This is a genomic window from Nostoc sp. CALU 546, assembly GCF_048836525.1.
Map to the genome: position 1 here is coordinate 1 of NZ_JAWJTF010000120.1, position 22,981 is coordinate 22,981.

Here is a 22,981-nt window from a genome sequence, read left to right on the forward strand (position 1 = left end):
GCGAACGTCCAGTCAATAGGCTTGGTCGGATCGAAAGAGGAATCATTTACAATGCCCAGATACAGGATGCGATCTTTCACGCGACTCTCTAAAAGCGGAAGGATGTTGTCTTCAGCGCTAATAGTCAGGGACTCTTTTCCCGTCTGCTGCACCCTGACCCTACCCACGGATTTAAAGGAGATGGATGAAAATCCAGCAACTTCTCTGGATTCAGTTTTGACGATCCCAGAGCCTCTAAGCGCACCGAAGTTAAAAGAGCAGCCTGCAAACATACTCAAAGCTGCCAAGCACGCAGCTAAACTGTATAGCTTTGATCTCATTATTTTGCCTCCCTTGCTTCAAACTGAAATTTAAATAACTGAGCGCGATTCTCTTTTCCTGGGGAACGCTCCGCGAAGAGAGAGGCTACGTCAACGTCCGCACAATTTTCAATTTGGATAACTGAATAAAGTGACCTATGATAAAGCTTCCTTACCCTCTATTTTTGTTTTTCCTTGGTTTTGGATTAAGTACTGCTTCCGCCGCATAGATGCCAGCCAAGATACCCAAGATATTTCCTATCCAAGTGCGCCAATCAGAACTGTAACCCACATAGATCATGAATTTGCCAGATAAAATAGCGAAGATGATCAGTCCAGAAAATGCCGAAACTAAGACATATGTGATCAGGAAAAAGAAAATTGCTTTGAAACATGTGATCAGGAAAAAGAAAATTGCTTTGAAATATTTCATAAGTACCGATGCAGAATTTGCCTCCCTTGGTTCAAGCCGTCTTAAATGCCCATCCATCCATCTATCAAGTGGTAAACCAATGGCCAAGCCACCGATTAAGAGGAAAACTATCCCCGTCCATCCGATATGAAAAACGTAAGCGGCGAACACAACACCAAGGATTGCACCCGTTATCATGGCGACGATCGTGAGGGGCAATACCCACCAGAAATTTGCTGTGGCCTGGGATATTTCCCGACATTCAGGACATCGGTAATTTCCCCACGGCGCAGACCAATATCGCCGCCACGTAATGGGAAAAGCCGTTTGGCAATGGGGGCAAACTAACTGTCCCGCAAAGGTGGTTTTTGGGTGGTGAGGATTTTGATGAGCTTTGCGTAGACTCATGATTGTTCTCCTACAGGTTGTTGAGATCGCGGCTCGATTGGGAATGCCAACCAACACCAAAAGTACAGAAAAATAAATCCAGGGATGACGATCGCTAAAATAACGGTCACAATCCGAACACCCAGGATTGGTAAATTCCATAGCTGAGAAAGGGCATAACACACGCCTGCGAAAACTTTACGACGACTGCGATGAAATACAGTCCTTGGCATGACGGGAGTATTGGCATTCGATCGCTTGACCTTGAGAATCAAAGAAATCAGGAGTCCGATCGCACCCAAAATAGCTGATGGAATCGCAAAAATCGCCAGCCAGTGAGCCATGAACATCCCCGAAATGACTCCTCCAAGCCAAGATGAGGACGGACAAATAAAGCAAACTGCTTCCGCTGAACAACCAAAGCGTTCAGCTAAACCCATCCCCCCCCAAGTGACCAGGAATGGAAAAATTCCGTAGAGGATACACACGCCCAACAAAACTAAATGTCCACGGGTGGTCAGCGATCGTGTTATGGCGATCGCTGCAAGTGCTGGTCCAACAAGGAACAGGATTGAAATCAAAGGCAAGTAAATCATGGATTTTCTTAAACTTAAATAAGGTCAAATGTAGGATGAACATTCATGTCAACCTACTCACTCAGTAGCTATTTGAGGTTTTTCTTTACCAAATTTCCACAACAAGACGACACCCAAGCTGAAGAGATTGACTAAGAAAATTACTAACCCTCCGAAAAATGGAATTAGTGTCAGAACTGTCAGGATCGCTAAACCTACCAAAAACTGCTGCTGTAATGACCAATTGCCATTACTAAATAGGCGTTGACCGACAAAAAGTGCCACGGCTAATGACCCTACTAGAGAAGTAGCGATCGCACTCAGACTTAGCAGTGGAATCAGGGGAATACCAATAAGCGTAATCGCCAGAAACACACTGACAAAGATAATGGCGACCATCGCCCCCATTCCCCATAGAACAGCCGAAGTGGGGTGCTGACGCAATTTTGTAGCCAAATTCGGTAGGAACTGTGGATTGGTATGCAAAATAATCAGTCCGAGAATAGCTGCTACTACGGCGGCACTAATTCTAAAAATGGGACTGAGAGAAATAGTGAAGAAGAAGCTACCTGTACTTCTATTGGAACCAGAAATTATGCCATGTCTATCGCTAAATGTGGCGCGTTCGCCAACAATGATCGCACCTGGTTCCTGTACGATTTTGCCGCCAAAGGAGTAAGCATCACCATCTACCCGCACTCCTTTTTTCAGTATGACATCCCCGCCAAAAGCGATCGCAGTATCCAAAACTCTGGCATTAGGCAATACGGTAACACTCCCCCCGAAAGCCAAAGCGTTTTCGACAACTTGATTCTCTGGTACGGTTACGCTTCCACCAAAGCGAATCAGGTTGGTGTTATTGATATTGATATCAGTCTGCGCCAGGGCATTGCCTGCAAATATTAAGCTTATGGTGGCTATAAAAACCAGAATTAATTGTTGCCATTTCATAGATTTTATCCTCGTGAACAATAAGAACATCGACTATCTCTCATGACATTGAAAAAAATATAGTAAGAGCAAAAACCAGCAGAAAGAATTTTGATGGTGTTTTCTGGTTTGGTGTTATCCATAATTATTGTTAAATGAAGTTATTTTTCGTATTTTGAAAGTATTGCTTAATACAGAAGGGATTTCTTCCGACTATATGCTATTCCTAAAATGAGAGATACTATTAGCTCGATGGAAAAAACAACAATTACTTTCCAATTCAAGTTTAGCTGCATGGCTCCATTATTACCTATATATAAAGCTAACCCAATACATCCATTAAACCAGGCGTGACTTAATACACAGAAAAATAAGTTATTTGTGTATTTATACAGAGTTGTAAAACTAGAAGTTAAAATTATTCCTGAAAATAAATATAATCCAAATGGAAATGAACTTTGAATTGTCCCTTTTATAAACCATAACGGCAAATGCCATATACTCCATATAGTTCCCACCATAAGGATAGAAGGCAAATAATTAACTACCTTTTCTAATTTAGGCTGCAAAATTCCACGCCAACCTAATTCCTCTAATCCACCTAAAAGAATAAGGAGTGGTAGATTAATAATTACAGAAAGAATTGATATAGGCTTATTGATTCCAAAGCCAATCCAAACCATAAATAAACGCCAAATTAAAAATAATCCAAATATCAGCCACACTTTTTTATCTGTTTTTTTTACCAAAGACAAACTTCACAAAAGATTTTTCACCAAAATCTTCCTTGAACTGTCGATAAATAATATAAGAACTAATTGCTGGCCCCAAAACACCAATTAAGTACGGTATCCAAAATAAAGGCTCACCATACCAAAGAGCATTAAAATATCTGTTCCCAATGATGATAATTAGCCAGCACAACCATGTGATGGCAAAAGTGTAAAGTAGAAAAAGTCCAATTTGCTTTAGCGTTAGCGAAGCTCGCTGAAGGCATCGCTTCTTTTGTTTCATATTTTTATCGCTCCTTCACTTTTTGAAAAATCTTTCTCTATGTAATGGCCGCCAAGTTTTTTGGTTGTTGTTATGTTCATCAGATAACCGCCCAAGCCTGTTATCCATAGCACAATAGGATAAACAAGCCATCTTTCTGTTCCACCCAGACCAATAAAAGGAACAATAATATTAGGGGCAAACACAACAGCACACCACGTTATTAATGAAATAGCTCCAAAGACAATTCCGATAAACTTAAACGGAGCAGAAACAATTTTAAAGGACATAATAGCTGATACTCCACCCGATATAAAAGTGAGCAAAGAGAATATTCCGTGATACGGGACTTTATCGCCAGAAAAGAATCCAATACCCACTAGACCTAACCCAAATAGACTAAGTGGAATACTGAAAAGCAGTTTTTTGAAATATCTATGCTGATAAAATGTTGCCATCAAAGCCATTAAGCCAGATAACAGCATGGTGATATTAAAAATACTAGCGGATGGTTGATAGATTAAGCTGTTAGGTGGTTTTGTTGCACCAAGATCGCTGATTTCGCTGCGAAAAGTTGTGTAGCCAGATGGATATAGCACTTCGGCAGTGATGATGCCCATTAAGGCAAATGAACCAGCAAGAAAGAGTAATAAACCAGAAAGTTTTAATTTATTCATGACAGATTGTTTCACTTGATTTTTTGAGCAGGCGTATCGCGTTCGCGTTCCCGCGACACTAATCCCGTAACTTTTCCTTGAGTGTTTTTGACGAATTTAATTTCCAATTCAACCGCTTTCAGAAAAAACTCCGTTTCTGATTCGGCGAACAACTCAAAGTTCGGCTGTCCAGTCGCTTGACTCATTAATTTCCCGTTTTCGTTTGTGATAGTGAGAATAAAGTTTGGGGCAATTTGATATTGTCCGGCGTAAATGTCGTATATTTTGGGTTCAACCGAAACGATAACTTTTGCTTTCGGAAGATAATCGAACCAACCATATTCTTTGGCAATACTTCGCATTATTTCTTCCGTAAAATTAGTGCCGTTTACAGAATTCGTCATCACAACTGCACCTTGTCCACTATCGGTATAGGCAACCATCAAACATCTGTAACCTTCGTTCCCGCCGCCGTGAGCGAAACGGGCGGATTTATTTTTCCCTCGCAGTTCGAGTCCAAGTCCCCATCCTCCGATTTGCGGTGTGAGCATTTCATTAACCATTTCGATAGATAAAACTCTGTTTGACTTTCCGCTTTTGGACTTTTGAATTTCAATTGCAAAACGAGCAAGGTCGGAAGGCGTTGTCCAAAGTCCAGCCGCCGCCATTTCAGGATAAGTATGCCAATTGCCTTTCATTTTTGCTCCATTGGATTTGTGACCGGCGGCGGCTGAAGCCCAAAGTTCTTTCGGAAGCGCCTGCTGATACGTGCTGCGGGTCATATTAAGTTTTTTAAGAACCTCTTCCTGCATAAAGGAGCGAAACGGCTTTTTGGTTACATCTTCCGCCAGTTTTTGCACAACGACATAGCCGCCTCCGGCGTATCTAAAATCTTTGTTCGGTGTGCCATCAACCCTTATCGGAATTGAATTAGCTGGCGTTACTCCGTCTAAAATTTGCAGAATTGTCGGAATTTCTTCATCCACCGCGTAACCGCGAAAGCCCGAAACCATCAGACTGGCACTGTGACTTAACAAGCCGCGCAAAGTTACCTTTTGCTCTTTCGTAAAATTGTTTTCGAGAACTTTCCACGAAACAAGTTTTTCATTCACATCTTCGTCAAGATTCAATTTATTCTCTTGGACGAGTCGTAACATTGCCATTGCTACTATCGGCTTACTAATTGATGCTGCTTGAAAAAGCGTTTCGGGAGTTATAGATTTATTCCCGCCTGTTTCTTGAACTCCGTAACCATTTGCCCATTCAATCTTTCCGTTATTAATGACGACAACACTGACACCGGGATTTTTATAAAATCGCATTCGGTCAACGAGCTTCATAGCCACACTTGGCTCACCCTTGATAATAAATGGCAGAAGCAACCCGTTCTCGACGCGCCGAATTCTTTCGTCTATCCTTGCACTTTGGGTTGATGTATAAATTCGCTTTTTAGCTAATCCGGTTGGCGAAAATATACTGGCAATACCCAGGCTGAAAGCTGTGCATAAAAATAGGAGAATAAATACTGGTATTCTTATTTTCATAAGTTCAAATTACGGAGTTTTATTAAAACATCAAGAGTTTAACTTTGAATTCTATTGAAACCCTTTCCATCTAATTTTGTAAATTCATACAATCATTTCCGCAGAAACCAATCAACAGGTCGGCGTAGTGAAACTGGCGACGGATAACTCTTCAAATAACCCGATCGCAAGATAAATTGAATATTTTCGCTAATCCCAATTGATTGATTCAGAGTTTGTCTCGTTGAGGCTTCTTCCAATATCTGAGTCATCGGATGAATCGCAATACTCTTTTCCCGCACTTTCAGGAAAAGTCTTTGCATTCTTCTGCCAGTTTCCAGCAGTGTCGCCACCGAATTGTCTTTACTGGTAATGAGAATCCAACCTGCCGATTCCGACACTTCCTGTTTAATTTTATCAAGCCCTGTCTCTTTGAAATCCTTTTTCATCACATTATCTTTGCTGTAAAAGTTCCGCACCACCCAGCCAGAAAATCCTTCTATTTCCATGCTTGCCGTTGTCAGCCCGTCACGATATTTCTCAGCATCCTTAGTGGAGAATCTGATCCAGTCGGCTAACTCTTGCTGCGCTGGGTTGCGATCGCATTGAAGGCGGTTAGCAACGATAGTTTGTTCGTTTATAAATTGACTTTCTTTACTGGTGACAGGTAGATAATGAATAAATTCCGATTCTGAATTGAGAAGATATTTGATATCTTCTGGTTTCAGCACATTACTTAAAAAATCGGAACGAACAGTGCGGCGATTTTTTATTTTTGCGATATCAAAAGCATTTTTTAACTCTTTTTTTTTCAATTTTACTTCCATCACCCGTTCGTCCTGATTAGTCTTAGCTAGCAAATTCCAATGGCAGCCGTAGCCAAAAGAACTAGCGGCATATTCAATATTTTGAATAAAAGTACCGATTGATAAAATCGTTTCTCTCTGAGTTGGGTCAACGGCAGGTAGCCATTTACTTTTATCGTTGCAGATAATCCAGTGATAAGGTTCGAGATATTGAACAAACCACGGCTGTGTATTGTGTCCACTCGGCGCGAGGGAGGCGAGAAACAGAATTTCTTTTTCATCCGGTTTGAGAGTTTCTTTGTTATCGTTTGCTGGTTTTATATCCGTCCTTAAAAGATTCCTTTTATCACTCAACAAATAAGATGTTGTCACAGTTGCAATTATTGTTCCTCCTACAATACTGATAAAATTTTTCCTGTTCATAACGCTCGTAATTGAGGGTAAAGAGCAACTAATTTGAATTATGAAAAATTTAAGAAGAATTCAGAAGTCAGAATTCAGGAGTCAGAATCAAGACGCGACACTCGTTCGCCTTTGGGGTCTCCCCTTGGGAGAAGACTCGCTATCAGTGGGGGATTCAGATCCGCCAGTCGCACAAAATTCATTCTGTTAGCGGTAGCGGGGCGTTTAGCCCATTCTGGCTCCTGACTCCTGAATTCTGTTTCGATAAATCCCGCACTGTGGTTTTTAACCTATTTCAAAGTTCAGTCAAAATCAAGTCTTCTAGTTTGAATATGCTCGTGGTGTTGCGGCACTGTCAGCATTGCTTCAATGTGAGGATTTGCCCATTCTGCCGCTATTTTCAGAAAATCAGGATCGTCATTGACACAATCGAGTCGTGTATAAGTCACCGTTGGATATTGACGCTGCAAAGATTGAATCGCATCTTCGACATCGAGAATAGTTTCATAATTATCTGTCACCCAGCCGATGGGTTTAAATAGAATAGTTTGGGCACCTGCTGTAATCAAGCTTTTCGCGGCTTGTTTCAGATCGGGTTGTGACCAATTAATGAAAGGTGTGTCATGATTCACCCAACCGATGGAAACTAGGGGATATTGATGCTGTAACTGTGCTTGGACGCGATCGTAAAGAGCTTGTCCATCAATCACCCCGGTTAACAGTCCTTGCGCTTTTTCTGGGCCACCGTGAACCGTTAATACAATGCCAATCTGAGACTCAAAAAAGCGGCCAACAAATAGCTGATTCAGAGTTTCCTTAATCCGACGCACCATCAAATCAATGTAGGCAGGCTCAGTAGCAAAGGCTGGAATATATCGAATTGCTTTGAATGGGGAATGTTGAGGCTCATTTACGGATGCACTTGCAGCAATAACTTCATTGACTTGCTCGACAGCTATTTTGCCCGTGAATGCAGAATCGACTACAAGCATTGGATAAATCAGCAAATTCTGAAACCCTTGCTCAATGATATCTGCTACAACTTCTTGCACAAAGGGCTTACAGAAATAAAATCCTTTGAACACTTGCACCCGATTTCCCCATTGGTGTTGTAACTGTTTCTCGATACCAAGACGTTGTTTTTCAAAAATCTCATTTTCGGGCGATATGAAATGATCGTGCTTTACCCCAAAATTGTACAAATCTTGAAGCGCAAGAAACCAACCAGCAAGAGGATATAGCCATTCTGGAATCGGCACAAACTGAGATGCAATATACTTAGTTGCAGCTTGGTTGTAAACACTCAGAGCGCGGTAAGATTGCACTTCACCATACCCTGCAAGCAAAACTGCCACGCGTTCGCTATTTTGGTTTTCGACGGGTTGGGTCGATTGAGATTGATGACTAATAATCATTGTTTTAAGCCTGAGTAGGTTGTTTTTTAGAAGTACGTTGTAAATGAAGCCACATAGAAATTCCAGTAAAAAGGAATACGAGCAAACTGAGAGCAGTTAGGAAGGGATAAATGATTTCTAGATTAATTATTCCAAAGTCTCCCTTGTGCCAATGTAATAACCATTTGAACGCATCTTTGTTGCCTGCCAAATCAACAATTTGATAAACTGTTCCTGTAATGGTTGTTATCAATAGAGGTAACAACACAATTGGCGCAAGTATGAGATGAAGATGGCGAATATCTTGAAAATAGTGGCTGTTATTTTTGGCGGTTGTCATAAAATAATTCCCTTGATGTGCGGGTTGATGAAAAATGAGTTTAGGTTAAAAAAATTACCAGGAATGAAGCGCCCGCAACTGTGGCGTTTTTTTCAATTGATGGGCTTCCATGCGTGTGAGAACATCATCTAGAATGGCGATCGCTTCGGCAATAAACGGCCCTTTATTTAACATCACACACTCAGCCCGTTCAGCCATTGCAGCATCCGTCATCTCTCCCCGCGAAGGTGTGCCATCTTTTACCAAACTCTCTAGTACTTGAGTTGCCCAAATAACAGGAACATGAGCAGCTTCGCAAATCCAGAGAATTTCTTCTTGGATCTCTGTTAAACGCTGGTACCCAATTTCAACTGCTAAATCGCCTCTGGCAATCATCACACCAAATGATTGCTTACCTGCGGCATAAACGATTAATTCTGGCAAATTAGAAACTGCGATCGCGGTTTCAATTTTTGCCACGATCGCCGGTCGGGTTAGCCGTTCCTCAGAGCGCTTGTCCAATTCTTGTTGGAGTAACTCAATATCGGCAGATCGTTGTACAAAAGAGTAGCCGATAATATCTGCGTGGATGGCAACAAAATCCAAGTCGGATAAATCTTTTTCAGTCAGTGGACTAAGAGGTAACACTGTATTTGGGAAATTCAACCCCTTTTCAGGTTTGAGTTTAACTCCTTTGGGGCTTGCATGAGTCACTTGTAGTAAAAGTCCCGGTTGTCCATTGGCTACTGAGTACTGGGTATCAACTACGCGAGTCCGAATCTTGCCATCGTCTATATATACAGGGGTGTCAACAGTTAATAAATCGAGAATTTCAGGAACCGTACAGCAAGTTTGGAAATAGTCTACAGGTAATGCACCTGCTTCACTTCCGAGTTCCGGCTCACACCGCGACAGCAGGATATGATCTCCTTTAAATACCCGTTTTTTATGAAGTGGTGCAAGTACCGCTCCCGTGCGTATTTTCACACCAGCTAAGTCCATCATGACTTTACAAGGCGTTCCTGTTTCCTGTTCCCCTCGACGGATATGATCGATCATGCTCTCCCAAGCTTCAGTCGTATCGTGAGCGCAGTTAATTCGCACACAATTTGCCCCGCGTTGCATAATTTCTCGCACTATCTCATAGTCAGTGGCGGCCTCGGTGGGTAGTGTTACCATAATCCTGACCCGACGCTGAGATGGAGACTGACCAAACAATTCTTCGGTATGCTGTTGTAGTAAGCGATCGCCTTCAAAAAAGAACTCGATGGGTGGACGGTTGAGGTGCTGGGTAGACTCAGAGCCACAAATGAGTTCCAAGGTGGCAATGACAGCATCAAGATTGGGCATCACCCGTGCTTCAATCCTTCCTAATGAGGATAAGCCCCAAGGCATTAGTGCAGCTTGTAGGGAGCGGAGATCATGCCGACGTAAAGCTAGATATTCAGCTAAATTTAAGGCACTAGAAAGAAACTCAGTCCGCTGAATGTGCAATTTCCACTGGTTAAAGGTGGCTTGTCCTTCGCTTTCAACAGTCTGGCGAAGTTCTTGCAGAGTCGATAGTAAATTCTGTGGACTTGATAGATTCAGAAGTGTGCCAAACGGCTGAATTTCTTGACCATGCTGATTGCTTTCTGTCTTAGCATTCGGGTTTGAAGTTTTAAGCTGCATTAAAGTTTTTTCCTATTATTTTTTGGTTCAAAGCTTTAGACAACTATCGACAGAATGATTTTGTTTAGCATCTGCTTCTCTACTGTAAAGCGCGGCGCTGTCCTGAATGCAGAGTTAGCATCCAAACTCCATCGAACAAAAGATTGATGCCAATGAAAGTGCCAATCAGCCAAGCTGCGTTAAATGGAAAGTTAGACCAAATGAAAATACCGAAAATAATGCCGATGATTCCGCTTACAAGCATTAATCCCCAGTTAGATGAAATCCGGCGCATTTGAAATGCCATTGACACTTGAATCACACCTTGCACAAAAATGGTAATACCCAATACCAATGTCAGGGCAAGCACTCCTTCAAACGGATTTGTAACTACTAAAATTCCAGATAGGAGATACAAAAGACCTAGAATCAGCTTCCCGATAACTTTACCTGCACTTCTTGATTGAAAGGCATAAACAATTTGAGTAATTCCAGCAAAGATGAATATCCAGCCAAACAGTAAGGTTGAAGCAACGCTGGCAAAGAAAGGAAATGCGATCGCTATTATGCCCAACACAATCATGAGAATAGCGATCGCGGTTGTCCACCCAGAACTAACAACTTGCTCATCAACTTCAGACTCAATAACTCTCATGTTCATCTCCTTTTAAATTTATATAAAGAATTTGATGGATCAATGTTGTACAAATTGTGGTATCGATTTAGGATTTGTGATATCAATCGAGCCTTGGCTTAACCCAACCAGTTGAGCAACTCGAAAAGCAGAAGTTATAGCTCCTTCATGCAACCCATCACCAAGGTAGGCTCCCGCATGGTAGGTGTTGTTCTCGCCATTAGTGGCAACTACTTCATCTCGGTATTGAAAAGATTCAGTGGTATATAACGGAGTGTGATGTTTTTGAATGTGAATAATGCGATCGCTAGCAATCAACTCCTCTAGTTGGAACGAGAGAAAATAATTTGGTGGCGATGAGATGTTACAAATTTGATTCAGGCAACTGTTATAACCCCATCGGCTTTTTGCCTGAAAGAAATCAAATTCTGAGGGTTGTTTAATGCCATAGCGGTTGTATATGGAACTATCTGTATGAAGTAAAGTAGTCGCATAATTGGCTTTCCAGGCAGAAAACCGTTTGATTTCGGTATCGGTTGGATCTGCTAACAACGCCATTACTTGGTCGGGTGGCGTAGCAAACACGACTTTATCAAACTCCTGAATTTCACCTGTTGATCGCACAATTTTCACAGCATCCGAGGTTCTAAAAATCCGGTCAATATCTGCATTCAGCAAAACCTCACCCTGGAATCGCGCCAGAATTTTTTCAATGTAAGAATACACACCGCCTTTAACCCTGAGCCAATGGACTGCGACATCGTTGCGTAAGACAGGCATTGCCAATTCTGCCGGAAAATCATCAATCAGTTCCAACGGCATTGAATAGCGATACATAATTAGCAATTTTAGCCAAGTATTATGAATACAGGGCTGTTTCAAGTATTGCGACAAAGGCTGATTATAAAAATCTTGCAGGTTGACTCTTGATAGAAAGTGGCTGCCATTTTTGAAAAACATCGCTGAACCCATATTTACAGGTTCTAGTTCCACCCCTAACTCTTCCATGAGGGCGATGAAGTTGTGAAACACAGTCGGAAATTCGAGTACTCCGTTTTCCAAAATTTCCTGACAATCGGCTTGATTCGGTTGAACGTTCTTGTTCAGTGTCCGAATATGTCCACCTAAAGTAGGTTGCCGCTCAAACACAGTGACATGATGCCCTTGTTTATCGAGCAGGTAAGCTGTCACCATGCCACTGGCTCCCCCCCCAACGATAGCAATTCTCATGATTTAGCGATTGCGAAGCGTCCGCCTTGCAGAATCGCTGCAACCAAATCTTTGAGCCGATCTTCGCGGCGGGCGGTCAGCATCAGTTTGGCTCCACTAGCAGCAAGTCGCTTCGCAGTCGCCTCACCTAAACCACTGCTGGCTCCGGTGATGATGACCACTTTGTTTTGAATAAGAGACATATTGATTAATCTGGGTTATGAAATATTGAGTGCTGTTTTAAACTCAGCATTATGCAACCATATCAACTAGCTTGTAGCTGGATCAACGTTTTTGTCCCGGCAGCGTCACTAATCCGAACGGCTATCATCACACCGTTTGAGTTCTGTCCCGTTAAAACTTCAGTTGGTGAATCGATTGTGTGAGCATAAGTCACTTCATCTCTACCTACTTCAATTACCAAATCATCTCCCTTGCCGGGGCGATCATAAACCATTGCCATCAAAGGTGCGTTATTAATCAGTTCTGCATTATCGAGTTCTGAATCGATAATTTCGATTGAAATATACCGTCCACGATTACCACTTGAAAACAGATCAAAAAATTCACCCCATCGCTCACGCGGCACAGATTTTTTGATGTCAATTTTACTTACCATGATGATTCCTTTAAATATCTTCAGAAATTAAATATGCGTTATCCAGAACCGAATGGCACTAAGAAAACCGGAAACGGTTATCAATTAAGCGCTTTGCAACTGCTTACGTAATTCATGCCGGGCTTTGGTCATTAAGGGGTAAGCTTTCGGGCGGCGTTTACGAACCCGTGCTTCACTTCTACCGGGGCGATCGCTATAATTGCATTGATGAATCGGATCTAAGTTGCTATTTCACACACCTTGCAATCCGACCATTTTCTATTCTCTCTGCTTAGAGTGATAGAGCGCTAACCCTAATTAAACAACCACAAAATTGTTGTTGGTTAGTGACAATCCAGTTGATAGTTGAGCAAATTGTACCTGAGCAAACCCAGTGTCACTGCCATCTTGGTCAAAGTACAGCCCACCTGTAGAATTATCATAAATGAATCGTTGAGCGATCGCAGTTGCAGATGTGCCGATGGTAAACTTATCAGATGAGAGTGAACCTATTGATAACCCACCACCAAAAGCAAAATTATCTACCCGAATCAGTTCATTAGTAGTGTCAAAGTCATAAACTCTATCAATGCCTTCATTTAAACTATTGAAAGTAAAGGTATCAGTACCAGATTCTCCAATTAGGCTATCATTACCGTTGCCACCTATGAGGGTATCATTGCCACCACCACCGTTGAGAGTATCATCCCCATTGCCCCCCACAATCAAGTCATCGTAAAATGTACCGATGATATATAATCGCTCGATATTCTTGTAGATAACCCCATTTGTCCCTGCCGTAATTGATCCTTCGTTAGTGGTAGTATTGAAAGTTGAAGTAATTCCCTCGCTACCATCCCTGTCATGGACGATCAACAAATCGTCACCTTTGCCCCCATCTATCGTATCATTGCCACTAATAGCCTCACCCGAAGGTGCATACCCGCGACTGTAAGTATAGTTTCCTATTATGCTATCGTTGCCATTGCTCCCCACAATATTGTCATCGTATTCTGTACTTGAAATATTTAATCGTTCAATATTCTTGTAGCTAACTCGATCCCCGCCCACAGTAATTAAGCCAGTATTAGTGGTAGCATCGAAAGTTGAAGTGATTGCCTGGTAACTACTGACGCCATAGGACAACAAATCGTCACCAGCGCCCCCATCTATCGTATCATTCCCGCCATTGAACGTAGAGATCCTATCGTTGCCATTGCTCCCCACAATATTGTCATCGTACCTTGTACCTGAGATATATAATCGCTCGATATCCTTGTAGTTAATCAGTCTCGTGCCTGCGGTAATTGTTCCAATATTAGTAGTAGTATCGAAAGTTGAAGTAATTCCCTGACCATCATTATCGTAGGTAGAAAAGCTCAACAAATCGTCACCTATTCCCCCATCTACCGTATCATTTCCACTCAGACCCGGAACAAGCGTATCGTTGCCATTGTTCCCCACAATCAAGTCATCGTAGTTTGTACCTATGATTTCTAATCGCTCGATATTCTTGTAGCTAACCCGACTCGTGCCTGCCGTAATTGAGCCAATGTTAGTGGTAGTATCGAAAGAAGAAGTGATTGCTCCGGTAGCACTACCGTAATCGACGCTTAACAAATCGTCACCTATTCCCCCGTCTGTCGAAGAAATTCCCGGGGCATCATAGTTGACATTGACGCTTAACAAATCGTCACCTATTCCCCCACTTAAAGTATCATTGCCACCATAGCCCCCGTTGAGAGTATCATCTCCATTGCCCCCCACAATCAAGTCATCGTAGGATGTACCTGTGATCTCTAATCGTTCGATATTTTTGTAGCTAACCCAGTTCGTGCCTAGCTTAATTGAGCCAATGTTAGTAGTAGGATTAAAAGTCGAAGTGATTCCCCCGGTAACACGGTAGAAAGAATATCTGGTGTCATAGGACAATAAATCGTTACCTTTGCCTCCATCTATCGTAGCATTGCCACTGTAGTTCTTGGAGAACGTATCGTTGCCGTCACCACCATTCAGCAGGTTATTGCCTTTTGAAAAGTTAACAATCAAGTAATCGTCACCAGCGCCGCCGTTAAGGGTGTTGTTACCAGAGGAATAATACTCCGGCTGACCGCCGCGATCAAAAGAGACTGAGGCAGATAGAGTATCGTTACCATCATCCCCAGACAGCAGCTGATCACCTTCTAAAAAATCAAGATTTGAATAACCAATAATCAAGCTATCGTCACCAGTACCACCATTGAGGGAGTCATTTTCGCTACCACCAAAAAGGTTATCATTGCCCGCACCACCCCTCAACAGGTCGTTACCAGTACCACCATTGAGGGAGTCATTACCAGTACCACCCTTAAGTGAGTCATCCCCTTCACCACCGTTGAGGGAGTCATTCCCTTCACCACCAATGAGAGTATCATTGCCCGTACCACCGCGCAGCAGGTCGTTACCACTCAAGCCATTGATTTTGTCATTACCTGCCTGACCATTCACCACATCATTCGAGTTATCGAAACCTGTAATGTTGTTGTTGAGGTCATTGAGGAATGTTACTGTGTTCTTGTTGAACAAGTTAGTTTGAGTGGAGTTGGCATCAAACACATCAAAACTGTCGGTGATGTTGGTTTGTCCATTAAACAGGATATTACCAATCGCAGACCGTGAAGAAATTGCTGGCAGATTATCCAGGTTTTCTAATTTGAAGTTTTGAAGGATGACTTTTGTACTAGCCTCCCCTTCAAAGGCGATTTCCAGATTGCTGCCGTTCTGAGTAAGCAGCAGATTTTTGGCAGTAAAACTAGAGCCTTGGAATTGGATGGTATCCACTTCGGCAATGACTGCCTCTGAGGGAGTTATGCCCTTACCCACGCCACCGAAATCAGTAATAGTATCGGTGTTAGTAAAACTCCCATAGCCTATGACAAATTTATCCTTACCACCGCCACCAGTCAGAAGATCGTTGTCCTGATATGAGAATGTATCGTCATTACCTTTAATCGTATCTGCCTCGTCACTGCCGAATAGAGTATCGTTCCCGCTGATTCCAATGATATTTGCCATGACTTTTTCCTACGTAAATCGATTTTTCGAGTAAATTAATTTCTCAAGTTGCAGTTAGCGCTGTTTGAGCGCCCAAAAATTCGCCAAATGTTGACGTTTCGACGTTATTTCATGTCACTTTAAAGGGTTATGAATAAATGGCACGAAGAAAAGATATAGCCCTTGCTCTGACTTGTTCCCACCTTGGAGGCTGGGAACAAAACGACACAAGCCTTTGGGCTTTTCTTAGTGCCATTCGGTTTGGTTGTCTTTACCAATAATCGAGAGCTTTTGCATATCGAAGCCTTCTTTTTGCAGCTCCAATACAACCCTTTCTGCTTATGGATGGGAGGGGAAATTAGCAACAACCGTATATGTATATGTCATGAATTTCGCTCCTTTATATATGTCAAGCTAATTCATAATTCATAATTAAAAAGGGTTTGTCTCTAATGCTTATAAAAGCAGCCGGAGTCTTGTTTGGGGTCTGAAACAGTCTTTAATTACGAATTACGGATTATTTCTTTGTAGTTACCGCAGCAGCTTCGGCATCTAGTCTGGCGGCGATCGCTTCCAAGGTTGCTTTTTCAGCCTCTTCAATGGTGGCGATCGCTAGGAAGGTCGCCGTAGCTGCATGGTTTTCAGCTTTATCTGCCCGATGTTCGAGTTTCTTTACTTTGCGACCCGTTTTCCATTCCTCAACATGGGACTTCACTTCAGATTCTTTTTCCTCGAATTGAGTTTTGAGCTTTGCTCGATAATCATCGAATTCTTTTTTCTTAGCATCCAGCTTTGTCTTCGCTTCATCAATTTGAGATTCAATCTCAGTTTGAGTTTTTTTCGGCGCAGATTGAATACTTTCTCTCAGCGATTTTACCCGTTCTTCAACCGCTTCTAAATTGTCATGAATATTTTTGGTGAAGTTATCAAGTGCAGTACTCATGATAATTGCTCTAGTATGTTGAATTTCGGAAATCTTGGCTATATTATTATCAAGTTAAGATTGAATCTCAGTTTGAGTTTATTTAGCCGCACGTTTAATGTTTACAAATTTTAACCAACATAACCTCTACCTTTGGAACGTTTTAGTGGAATTCATACAATTCATACACTATATAACCCCTTTTCAATAGCTATTTTCTATTACAATTGATTCTTTTTTACTGCTTTTAGCAAGACTTTCAGTACTAGGTTCAGACAATGATATTGTACTATTATTGCCACCATCTTAAACTACGCTCAGAACGTATTCTAACTGATTTTTTTTCACAAGCGAGTGTAAGTATACTCCTTGAGGAATAGTAATTCAAATCAGGCTTTTTGGTAAATATATACTTATCTATTTCGCAAAAATGCCCCAACTAAAGCTGATAAATTAATGCGTATAGACTCTGGTGAGCGAATGCTACCGTATTTTTGAATTTTTCTATAGTAATTCCTTGATCGTTATCAATAACCAAGATGAAAAGGTGAGATTTTTGTAATCAACCAAATAACCCTATAAATCAAACATCAGTTTGTCATAATTTAAGAGTCCTCTATTTAATAAATCTCTAATTACTAATAAAAATAGAGGAAATCTTGAAGGAAAATGCAAAATGCATAATCAAACATAATTCAATTCTGTTAGCGCAGCGGGGCGTAGTCCATTCTGGTTCACTTCTCCTGTCGGAGACGCTACGCGTAGCTTGCTTCCACGTTCGCGTAGCGTCCCGTAGGGAAGTGGTACGACTACGCTCAGTGACCACCTGACACCTGAATTCTTTCTGATAATTTTCCAAAATCTTCAAATCATATAGACAGTTTTTATACACCTTAATCAATTATTGCATTCTGAAATTAGAGGTATTACATATGACCATTGCCCTAAAACCGAAGGAACTAAAGCCTAAAGAACTAAAACCAAATGGACTGAGTAAGCTAAAAGCAAATAAATGGCTACTTGCTTTACTGATATTGATACCCATAATTAATATTAGCTATCTTGCTTATAACCAACTTGTTGTGGTGCCTCAACAACAAGCAAAGAATAAGGTGCAAACGGCTTTAGTCAAGCGGAGCAATCTGCCCATCACAGTTTCTGCCAATGGGACTGTTGAACCTGAACGTTCAGTAAATGTGAGTCCCAAAACGTCAGGGATTCTGAAAAAATTGCTAGTTAAAGAAGGCGATTCTGTACAACTTGGACAGGTACTTGCTTACATGGATGCCTCGAATCTTCAGGGGCAATTACGGCAGGCTCAGGGAAATCTCGCTGCGGCTGAGGCAAATGTGCAAAAATTACTGAATGGGAATCGAACTCAAGATATCGCCACAGCAAAGGCACAACTGGCTGAACAAGACGCAAATCTCCAAAAATTACTCAATGGAAATCGACTCCAAGAAGTTGCCCAAGCCCAAGCACAGTTAAGGGATGCTCAATATGCCCTGCGTCAAGCTAACGATGATCTTAAAAGAAATCAAGAACTTTATAACTCAGGTGCGATCGCTCTCCAAAGTCTGAATACCTTCCGTACTAGCCGCGATCGCGCCCAGACTCAAGTTAACCAAACACAAGCAGCTGCTTCATTGATGCGATCGGGAACTCGGCCAGAAGAGATTACTCAAGCCGAGGCACTCCTCAAACAGAAACAGGAGGCTCTATCACTCTCTCAAGCAGGATCACGACCGGAAGACATTCAGCAAGCCCGCGCCCAAGTCGCGGCGGCTGAAGGAGCAGTGCAAATTATCCAGACAAATATCAATGATATGGTAATCCGCGCCCCCTTTAGTGGGATTGTCGCCCGGAAATTTGCCGATCCTGGCTCATTTGTCACGCCTACCACCGCAGGTAGTTCGGTTTCTTCTGCTTCATCGTCTTCCATCTTGGCTCTTGCATCCACGAATCAGATTGTTGCCCAGGTTGCAGAAGCGAACATTGCCCAAATTCGCATCGGTCTAGTTGCGACGATTCAGGCAGATGCTTATCCTGGGAAAACTTTTACTGGACAGGTAACGCAAATTGCCACGCAGTCAGATGTTGTGCAAAACGTGACTAGCTTTCAAGTGAAGACATCAGTCCCAGATCCTCAACATCTGCTGCGATCGGGGATGAATGTAACTGTGGACTTTAAAGCCGGAGAGTTAAAAAATGTGCTGGTGGTGCCGACTGGGGCGATCGTTCAACAAAATAATTCTCAGGGCGTATTTGTGGCCAAGGACAAAGGCGATTCAGTCTTCGTGCCGATTGTAGTTGGGACAACGGTGAATGACAAAACCGAGGTAAAGTCTGGCTTAACTGGAAACGAACACGTCTTACTCAGCTTTCCACCTGGAACTCGTAAGGTTTCTACACCTAATGGCAGATAAGTCTTTTTCTCATAATGAAAAAACGTTCTAATTTACAAACAACGAATCGTCCACGCCGTCCACGAAAGGGCAAAATCTCTTTCGGTGAAGTCCTGATCATGTCAGTCGAAACGCTTTTGGGCAACAAACTACGGACAGGTTTGACCATGTTGGGGGTGATTATTGGCATCTCCTCGGTAATTACGATTACCGCCGTTGGACAGGGTGTGCAGAAGTCAACGGAGTTACAAATCCAAGCCTTGGGAACAAACGTGATGGTAGTCACGGCGGGGGCAGCCAGAACAGGCGGCATCAGTCTAGGAGCAGGTTCAGCCAGTACACTGACGTGGGAAGATGCTAAGGCGATCGCTAAACAAGTTCCAGCCGCTAAATCGGTTTCGGCATTCTTACAACGCAATTCAATTCAGATCGTCAGAGGCAATACTAATATTGCCACCACCCTTGTAGGAACGGATTTGAACTACCCAACTATCAAAAACATTCATCCCCAAACGGGACTCTTTTTTAGTCAAGGAGATTTGGATGCTGGCCGCCCTGTGGCATTTCTTGGTTCCACTGTGCGCGATGAATTATTTAACACAAATGAATCCGTGATTGGGGCTGATTTACGGATTCGGGGCAAGCGCTACACCGTGGTAGGGGTAGCAGAATCCAAGGGAACGGCGGGTGGACAGGATCTTGACGATGTGATTTATATCCCCTTAACCAATATGTCTGCCCAAATTGTGGGTAATAACGCCTTAACGGGTGTCGCAATTAATGGATTCTGGTTAGAAGCGCTTGATGGCGATCAACTGAACTCGGCTCAATTTCAGGTGACAAATATTCTGCGTCTACGGCATGGCATTCATCCGTCAGCCGTCGATGATTTTCGGATTACCAATCTAGTTGATATTATCAGCACTTTCAGCAGCGTGATGGGTTCATTTACCTTGATGGTGGGTGCGATCGCAGGTATTTCTCTGATTGTCGGCGGCATTGGAATTGCCAACATCATGTTAGTTTCGGTGATGGAACGAACGCGAGAAATCGGCATTCGCAAAGCTGTAGGTGCAACCGGCACAGATATTTTAAGGCAGTTTTTGACTGAAGCGATCGTCATCTCCACAGTTGGCGGTGTGATTGGCGTGGGATTGGGCATTGGGTTCGCCTTTGCTGCTGCAACTGCGTTCAAATTTCCGTTTATTGTGCCTTTGTGGTCAATTGGGGCAGGGTTTAGCCTTTCTTTCATCGTTGGCATTCTAGCAGGTGGCATCCCAGCGCGTAATGCTGCCAAATTAGATCCGATTTCAGCACTACACAATGAGTAATCACTATGGCAAACATGATTTTAATGGAGGGCATCACGAAAACCTATCACTTGGGAGAATTGGATGTCCCCGTTCTGAAGGAAATTGATTTATCGATTGAAGATGGGGAATATGTGGCGATTATGGGGGCTTCGGGTTCAGGGAAATCAACACTGATGAACATCATCGGATGTCTGGATCATCCTACGAGTGGACAATATATCTTAGACGGTAGAGATTTGACGACTCTGGATGACGATGAACTTGCAGATATCCGCAATCAATATATTGGTTTCGTGTTTCAACAATTCAATTTGTTGCCTCGGTTGACGGCACTAGAAAATGTCATGCTACCGATGATTTATGCAGATGTATCCCGATCAGAACGAATACAATCCGCGACTGTAGCCCTAGAAAAGATTGGGTTGGGCGATCGCTTAACAAACCGCCCTAGCCAACTTTCAGGAGGACAGCAACAGCGAGTGGCGATTGCTCGCGCACTGGTGAATCATCCTGCCTTAGTGTTGGCGGATGAACCAACGGGGGCTTTAGATTCTAAAACTTCTCACGAAATTATGAATTTGCTGACGGAATTAAATCAACAAGGAACTACGATCGCGATTGTCACCCATGATGCAACCGTAGCAGCTCAGACAAAGCGGGTAATTCAGATGCAGGATGGGGTGATTGTTGAGAGAGCGATTGCGGCTTTGGGTTAAAGCTTGGAACATTGAGGCAACAGCGAGTAGACTTTGGTTTTGACTAACTGTTACACACGAAGCATTTGTAACAGTTGTCAACGAACAGAAATTGTTTGCCACTCTTGGATCGCTGTGGATGGGATTTGTAACTTGATCCCTGAACCAGTTACCATCGGCAAAGTTAACTCAAGAGGAATTTCTGACCGCAACTGCGGTAGGATAGCCTGAATGTCATATTCTCCAACATTTGCTAGGGGTGGTGTGTCCTGAGAAATTTCGCTAGAAACATCCTTGGCGATCAGAGTTTGTCCCAAAGATGTTGTCAGCGTGAGAGGTTGAGTGTGATCTAATTCCATCGCACCAGGAAAGCCCACTAGTCGCAGGGAGATAATAGCACTACCATCGGGATGGATGCGCTTGAAGGCGATCGCCTGCCAGGATTTTCCAGTCTGATCTCGCAGGTTTTGCCGAGATTGGTAGAGCATTTGCCCTGGAGATTCTTCAATTTGCGCTACAGCAGCAAAAGCGGGTAATGGACTCCAGACAAGCAGTGAAACGCAGATTAAAGCAGCCAGCAGGCGGCGAATTTTAAAACCGTTGAAGCAGATAGATTTCATGACAAAAGTCCTCACCAAGTTAAAATTCGGGAACGGAGTAATTATTTTTGTGCATTACCTGGACGCGATCGCCTCTTTTGCGTTTTTCCAACCGACAAAGCTAGGTGGGAAACCTTGCACATTCTCATAGCCTAATAGGTGCAGTGTCATTACTCCCATTGCCGAGCGATAACCGGAAGAACAGTACAACACCACGGGGCGAGTGCGTGGAATTTGATTCAGATTGTGCGACAGGGTTCTTAGGGGAATGTTAATTGCGTTAGGTATATGTCCAGACCGATACTCAGAGACTTCTCGCACATCTACTAACATGGGTTGAGACTTCTTTAACAGGCTTTTCAATTCTTCGACACTGGCGATCGTGTAATAGCCTACTGGAATCGACGTGAGAAAGCGATCGACTCCCGATTCTAGATTGCGGGATTCAGGCAGAGTTTGCATCCTTTCTTGAGATATCGATTCAGCCTCCGTGAGAGTTGCTGCTAGGATCGGGTTTTGCCCAACACCAATCAAGAGGCAAAAACACATAGCAAATCCCAGCAATATGGTCTGAATTGATTTCTTAAATATCATATATTTTGCAATTGTAAGAGAGGAAGTCAATTAATTATGGCGTTGAATATGTAGCCGATGCTGATAATGCCAACGGTCATTAACCCGACAAATACGGCTAATAATTGGAGTCGTAGCACTTTTTTGAGAATCACCATTTCAGGAAGAGATAATGCTGTTACCGCCATTGTGAAAGCTAAAACTGTACCCATAGGCATTCCTTTATTTACTAAAGCTTCAGTAATTGGCATTACACCCGCAATATTCGCATAGAGTGGAACACCTAAAATTACTGCGATCGGCACTGCAAAAGGATTATTCGCACCTGCATATTGGGTAATAAAATCTGTCGGCACATAACCATGAATCCCTGCACCGATCGCAATTCCGATCACCACATAAAGCCAAACCGATCGCACAATTTCGCTGGATTGGAATCTTCCTTGCTTAAATCTTTCTTTGTCCCCAGGTTAACGCCACTGGTTCTAGGTTGTCTTCCCCTTCTAGAGGCATTGCTTGACCGCACGAGGGGCATTTTTTTTGAACACAATCGAGTACTTCAAACGATGTTGCCTCTGGTTTTAAACAATTTCATGCCAAGTTTTTGCACCATTATTTCGCTACAAGGTCAAGATTACAGGATTTCCTCTCTTC

At 42.7% G+C, this 22,981-nt stretch carries 22 protein-coding genes and 2 pseudogenes; 3 read left to right on the top strand and 21 right to left on the bottom strand.

Annotation, left to right across the window (positions count from 1 at the left end; genetic code table 11):
- The 18 genes and pseudogenes from RRG12_RS36360 to RRG12_RS36445 all read right to left on the bottom strand — a co-directional run.
- Positions 1–320: pseudogene (locus tag RRG12_RS36360) on the bottom strand (DUF2807 domain-containing protein); the annotation flags it as partial.
- Positions 321–471: 151 nt separating this feature from the next.
- On the bottom strand, positions 472–1,119 hold the full coding sequence (locus RRG12_RS36365) for a hypothetical protein (RefSeq protein ID WP_420760428.1): 648 nt from the start codon (positions 1,117–1,119) through the stop codon (positions 472–474).
- Positions 1,116–1,694: a PspC domain-containing protein gene (locus RRG12_RS36370; RefSeq protein ID WP_420760427.1), complete on the bottom strand. Its 579-nt coding sequence runs from the start codon at positions 1,692–1,694 to the stop codon at positions 1,116–1,118. The genes RRG12_RS36365 and RRG12_RS36370 overlap by 4 nt, the downstream gene beginning before the upstream one ends.
- 57 nt (positions 1,695–1,751) lie before the next feature.
- Positions 1,752–2,624 (bottom strand): hypothetical protein, encoded by an 873-nt coding sequence (locus RRG12_RS36375; protein WP_420760426.1) that lies wholly within the window; start codon positions 2,622–2,624, stop codon positions 1,752–1,754.
- Between the two features lie 167 nt (positions 2,625–2,791).
- Entirely contained in the window at positions 2,792–3,352 is a 561-nt protein-coding gene (locus tag RRG12_RS36380; RefSeq protein ID WP_420760425.1) for a type II CAAX prenyl endopeptidase Rce1 family protein, read from the bottom strand.
- A complete protein-coding gene (locus tag RRG12_RS36385) occupies positions 3,333–3,617 on the bottom strand; it encodes a hypothetical protein (RefSeq protein WP_420760424.1) in 285 nt (94 codons plus the stop codon). Before RRG12_RS36385 ends, RRG12_RS36380 begins: the two co-directional genes overlap by 20 nt.
- A complete protein-coding gene (locus tag RRG12_RS36390; RefSeq protein WP_420760423.1) occupies positions 3,614–4,273 on the bottom strand; it encodes a DUF998 domain-containing protein in 660 nt (219 codons plus the stop codon). The genes RRG12_RS36385 and RRG12_RS36390 overlap by 4 nt, the downstream gene beginning before the upstream one ends.
- Positions 4,274–4,284: 11 nt before the next feature.
- On the bottom strand, positions 4,285–5,796 hold the full coding sequence (locus RRG12_RS36395; protein WP_420760422.1) for a serine hydrolase: 1,512 nt from the start codon (positions 5,794–5,796) through the stop codon (positions 4,285–4,287).
- A 92-nt stretch (positions 5,797–5,888) separates the two neighbouring features.
- A complete protein-coding gene (locus RRG12_RS36400; RefSeq protein WP_420760421.1) occupies positions 5,889–7,004 on the bottom strand; it encodes an Acg family FMN-binding oxidoreductase in 1,116 nt (371 codons plus the stop codon).
- A 281-nt stretch (positions 7,005–7,285) separates the two neighbouring features.
- On the bottom strand, positions 7,286–8,398 hold the full coding sequence (locus RRG12_RS36405) for a ferrochelatase (RefSeq protein WP_420760420.1): 1,113 nt from the start codon (positions 8,396–8,398) through the stop codon (positions 7,286–7,288).
- 4 nt (positions 8,399–8,402) lie between these two features.
- Positions 8,403–8,717: a hypothetical protein gene (locus RRG12_RS36410; RefSeq protein ID WP_420760419.1), complete on the bottom strand. Its 315-nt coding sequence runs from the start codon at positions 8,715–8,717 to the stop codon at positions 8,403–8,405.
- Positions 8,718–8,771: 54 nt separating this feature from the next.
- Complete coding sequence (locus RRG12_RS36415; protein ID WP_420760418.1) at positions 8,772–10,367, bottom strand: pyruvate kinase; 1,596 nt, start codon at positions 10,365–10,367, stop codon at positions 8,772–8,774.
- A gap of 79 nt (positions 10,368–10,446) precedes the next feature.
- Complete coding sequence (locus RRG12_RS36420; RefSeq protein ID WP_420760417.1) at positions 10,447–11,001, bottom strand: HdeD family acid-resistance protein; 555 nt, start codon at positions 10,999–11,001, stop codon at positions 10,447–10,449.
- A gap of 39 nt (positions 11,002–11,040) precedes the next feature.
- On the bottom strand, positions 11,041–12,210 hold the full coding sequence (locus RRG12_RS36425; protein ID WP_420760416.1) for an FAD-dependent oxidoreductase: 1,170 nt from the start codon (positions 12,208–12,210) through the stop codon (positions 11,041–11,043).
- The gene (locus RRG12_RS36430) at positions 12,207–12,392 is read right to left on the bottom strand and encodes an SDR family NAD(P)-dependent oxidoreductase (RefSeq protein WP_420760415.1); all 186 of its coding nucleotides are present in this window, start codon (positions 12,390–12,392) and stop codon (positions 12,207–12,209) included. The genes RRG12_RS36425 and RRG12_RS36430 overlap by 4 nt, the downstream gene beginning before the upstream one ends.
- Before the next feature lie 62 nt (positions 12,393–12,454).
- A complete protein-coding gene (locus RRG12_RS36435) occupies positions 12,455–12,808 on the bottom strand; it encodes a DUF5335 family protein (protein WP_420760414.1) in 354 nt (117 codons plus the stop codon).
- Between the two features lie 297 nt (positions 12,809–13,105).
- Positions 13,106–15,841: pseudogene (locus RRG12_RS36440) on the bottom strand (hypothetical protein); the annotation flags it as partial.
- A gap of 496 nt (positions 15,842–16,337) precedes the next feature.
- Positions 16,338–16,763, bottom strand: a complete 426-nt coding sequence (locus RRG12_RS36445) for a hypothetical protein (protein ID WP_420760413.1) — start codon at positions 16,761–16,763, stop codon at positions 16,338–16,340.
- Between the two features lie 911 nt (positions 16,764–17,674).
- Here RRG12_RS36445 and RRG12_RS36450 point away from each other — a divergent pair.
- Genes RRG12_RS36450 through RRG12_RS36460 form a run of 3 tightly spaced genes read left to right on the top strand, consistent with a single transcriptional unit; the run spans position 17,675 to position 21,176 of the window.
- Positions 17,675–19,168 (top strand): efflux RND transporter periplasmic adaptor subunit, encoded by a 1,494-nt coding sequence (locus tag RRG12_RS36450; RefSeq protein WP_420760412.1) that lies wholly within the window; start codon positions 17,675–17,677, stop codon positions 19,166–19,168.
- A 14-nt stretch (positions 19,169–19,182) separates the two neighbouring features.
- Positions 19,183–20,478, top strand: coding sequence for an ABC transporter permease (locus RRG12_RS36455; RefSeq protein ID WP_420760411.1), 1,296 nt, complete (start codon positions 19,183–19,185; stop codon positions 20,476–20,478).
- 5 nt (positions 20,479–20,483) lie between these two features.
- On the top strand, positions 20,484–21,176 hold the full coding sequence (locus RRG12_RS36460; RefSeq protein WP_420760410.1) for an ABC transporter ATP-binding protein: 693 nt from the start codon (positions 20,484–20,486) through the stop codon (positions 21,174–21,176).
- A 77-nt stretch (positions 21,177–21,253) separates the two neighbouring features.
- On the opposite strand, the gene RRG12_RS36465 is transcribed toward RRG12_RS36460, so the two are convergent.
- From RRG12_RS36465 to RRG12_RS36475, 3 genes are all read right to left on the bottom strand, one after another.
- On the bottom strand, positions 21,254–21,775 hold the full coding sequence (locus RRG12_RS36465) for a DUF3122 domain-containing protein (protein WP_420760409.1): 522 nt from the start codon (positions 21,773–21,775) through the stop codon (positions 21,254–21,256).
- A gap of 54 nt (positions 21,776–21,829) precedes the next feature.
- On the bottom strand, positions 21,830–22,303 hold the full coding sequence (locus tag RRG12_RS36470; protein WP_420760408.1) for a rhodanese-like domain-containing protein: 474 nt from the start codon (positions 22,301–22,303) through the stop codon (positions 21,830–21,832).
- 71 nt (positions 22,304–22,374) lie between these two features.
- A complete protein-coding gene (locus RRG12_RS36475; protein WP_420760407.1) occupies positions 22,375–22,746 on the bottom strand; it encodes a permease in 372 nt (123 codons plus the stop codon).
- Between the last annotated feature and the right edge of the window lie 235 nt (positions 22,747–22,981).

Excerpts from the sequence above, each read along its gene's own strand:
- RRG12_RS36465 (WP_420760409.1), bottom strand. The coding sequence starts at position 21,775 with ATGAAATCTATCTGCTTCAACGGTTTTAAAATTCGCCGCCTGCTGGCT.
- RRG12_RS36370 (WP_420760427.1), bottom strand. The coding sequence starts at position 1,694 with ATGATTTACTTGCCTTTGATTTCAATCCTGTTCCTTGTTGGACCAGCA.
- RRG12_RS36395 (WP_420760422.1), bottom strand. The coding sequence starts at position 5,796 with ATGAAAATAAGAATACCAGTATTTATTCTCCTATTTTTATGCACAGCT.
- RRG12_RS36460 (WP_420760410.1), top strand. The coding sequence starts at position 20,484 with ATGGCAAACATGATTTTAATGGAGGGCATCACGAAAACCTATCACTTG.
- RRG12_RS36365 (WP_420760428.1), bottom strand. The coding sequence starts at position 1,119 with ATGAGTCTACGCAAAGCTCATCAAAATCCTCACCACCCAAAAACCACC.
- RRG12_RS36410 (WP_420760419.1), bottom strand. The coding sequence starts at position 8,717 with ATGACAACCGCCAAAAATAACAGCCACTATTTTCAAGATATTCGCCAT.
- RRG12_RS36435 (WP_420760414.1), bottom strand. The coding sequence starts at position 12,808 with ATGGTAAGTAAAATTGACATCAAAAAATCTGTGCCGCGTGAGCGATGG.
- RRG12_RS36430 (WP_420760415.1), bottom strand. The coding sequence starts at position 12,392 with ATGTCTCTTATTCAAAACAAAGTGGTCATCATCACCGGAGCCAGCAGT.
- RRG12_RS36470 (WP_420760408.1), bottom strand. The coding sequence starts at position 22,303 with ATGTGTTTTTGCCTCTTGATTGGTGTTGGGCAAAACCCGATCCTAGCA.
- RRG12_RS36400 (WP_420760421.1), bottom strand. The coding sequence starts at position 7,004 with ATGAACAGGAAAAATTTTATCAGTATTGTAGGAGGAACAATAATTGCA.
- RRG12_RS36415 (WP_420760418.1), bottom strand. The coding sequence starts at position 10,367 with ATGCAGCTTAAAACTTCAAACCCGAATGCTAAGACAGAAAGCAATCAG.
- RRG12_RS36420 (WP_420760417.1), bottom strand. The coding sequence starts at position 11,001 with ATGAGAGTTATTGAGTCTGAAGTTGATGAGCAAGTTGTTAGTTCTGGG.
- RRG12_RS36385 (WP_420760424.1), bottom strand. The coding sequence starts at position 3,617 with ATGAAACAAAAGAAGCGATGCCTTCAGCGAGCTTCGCTAACGCTAAAG.
- RRG12_RS36445 (WP_420760413.1), bottom strand. The coding sequence starts at position 16,763 with ATGAGTACTGCACTTGATAACTTCACCAAAAATATTCATGACAATTTA.
- RRG12_RS36455 (WP_420760411.1), top strand. The coding sequence starts at position 19,183 with ATGAAAAAACGTTCTAATTTACAAACAACGAATCGTCCACGCCGTCCA.
- RRG12_RS36450 (WP_420760412.1), top strand. The coding sequence starts at position 17,675 with ATGACCATTGCCCTAAAACCGAAGGAACTAAAGCCTAAAGAACTAAAA.
- RRG12_RS36405 (WP_420760420.1), bottom strand. The coding sequence starts at position 8,398 with ATGATTATTAGTCATCAATCTCAATCGACCCAACCCGTCGAAAACCAA.
- RRG12_RS36375 (WP_420760426.1), bottom strand. The coding sequence starts at position 2,624 with ATGAAATGGCAACAATTAATTCTGGTTTTTATAGCCACCATAAGCTTA.
- RRG12_RS36425 (WP_420760416.1), bottom strand. The coding sequence starts at position 12,210 with ATGAGAATTGCTATCGTTGGGGGGGGAGCCAGTGGCATGGTGACAGCT.
- RRG12_RS36390 (WP_420760423.1), bottom strand. The coding sequence starts at position 4,273 with ATGAATAAATTAAAACTTTCTGGTTTATTACTCTTTCTTGCTGGTTCA.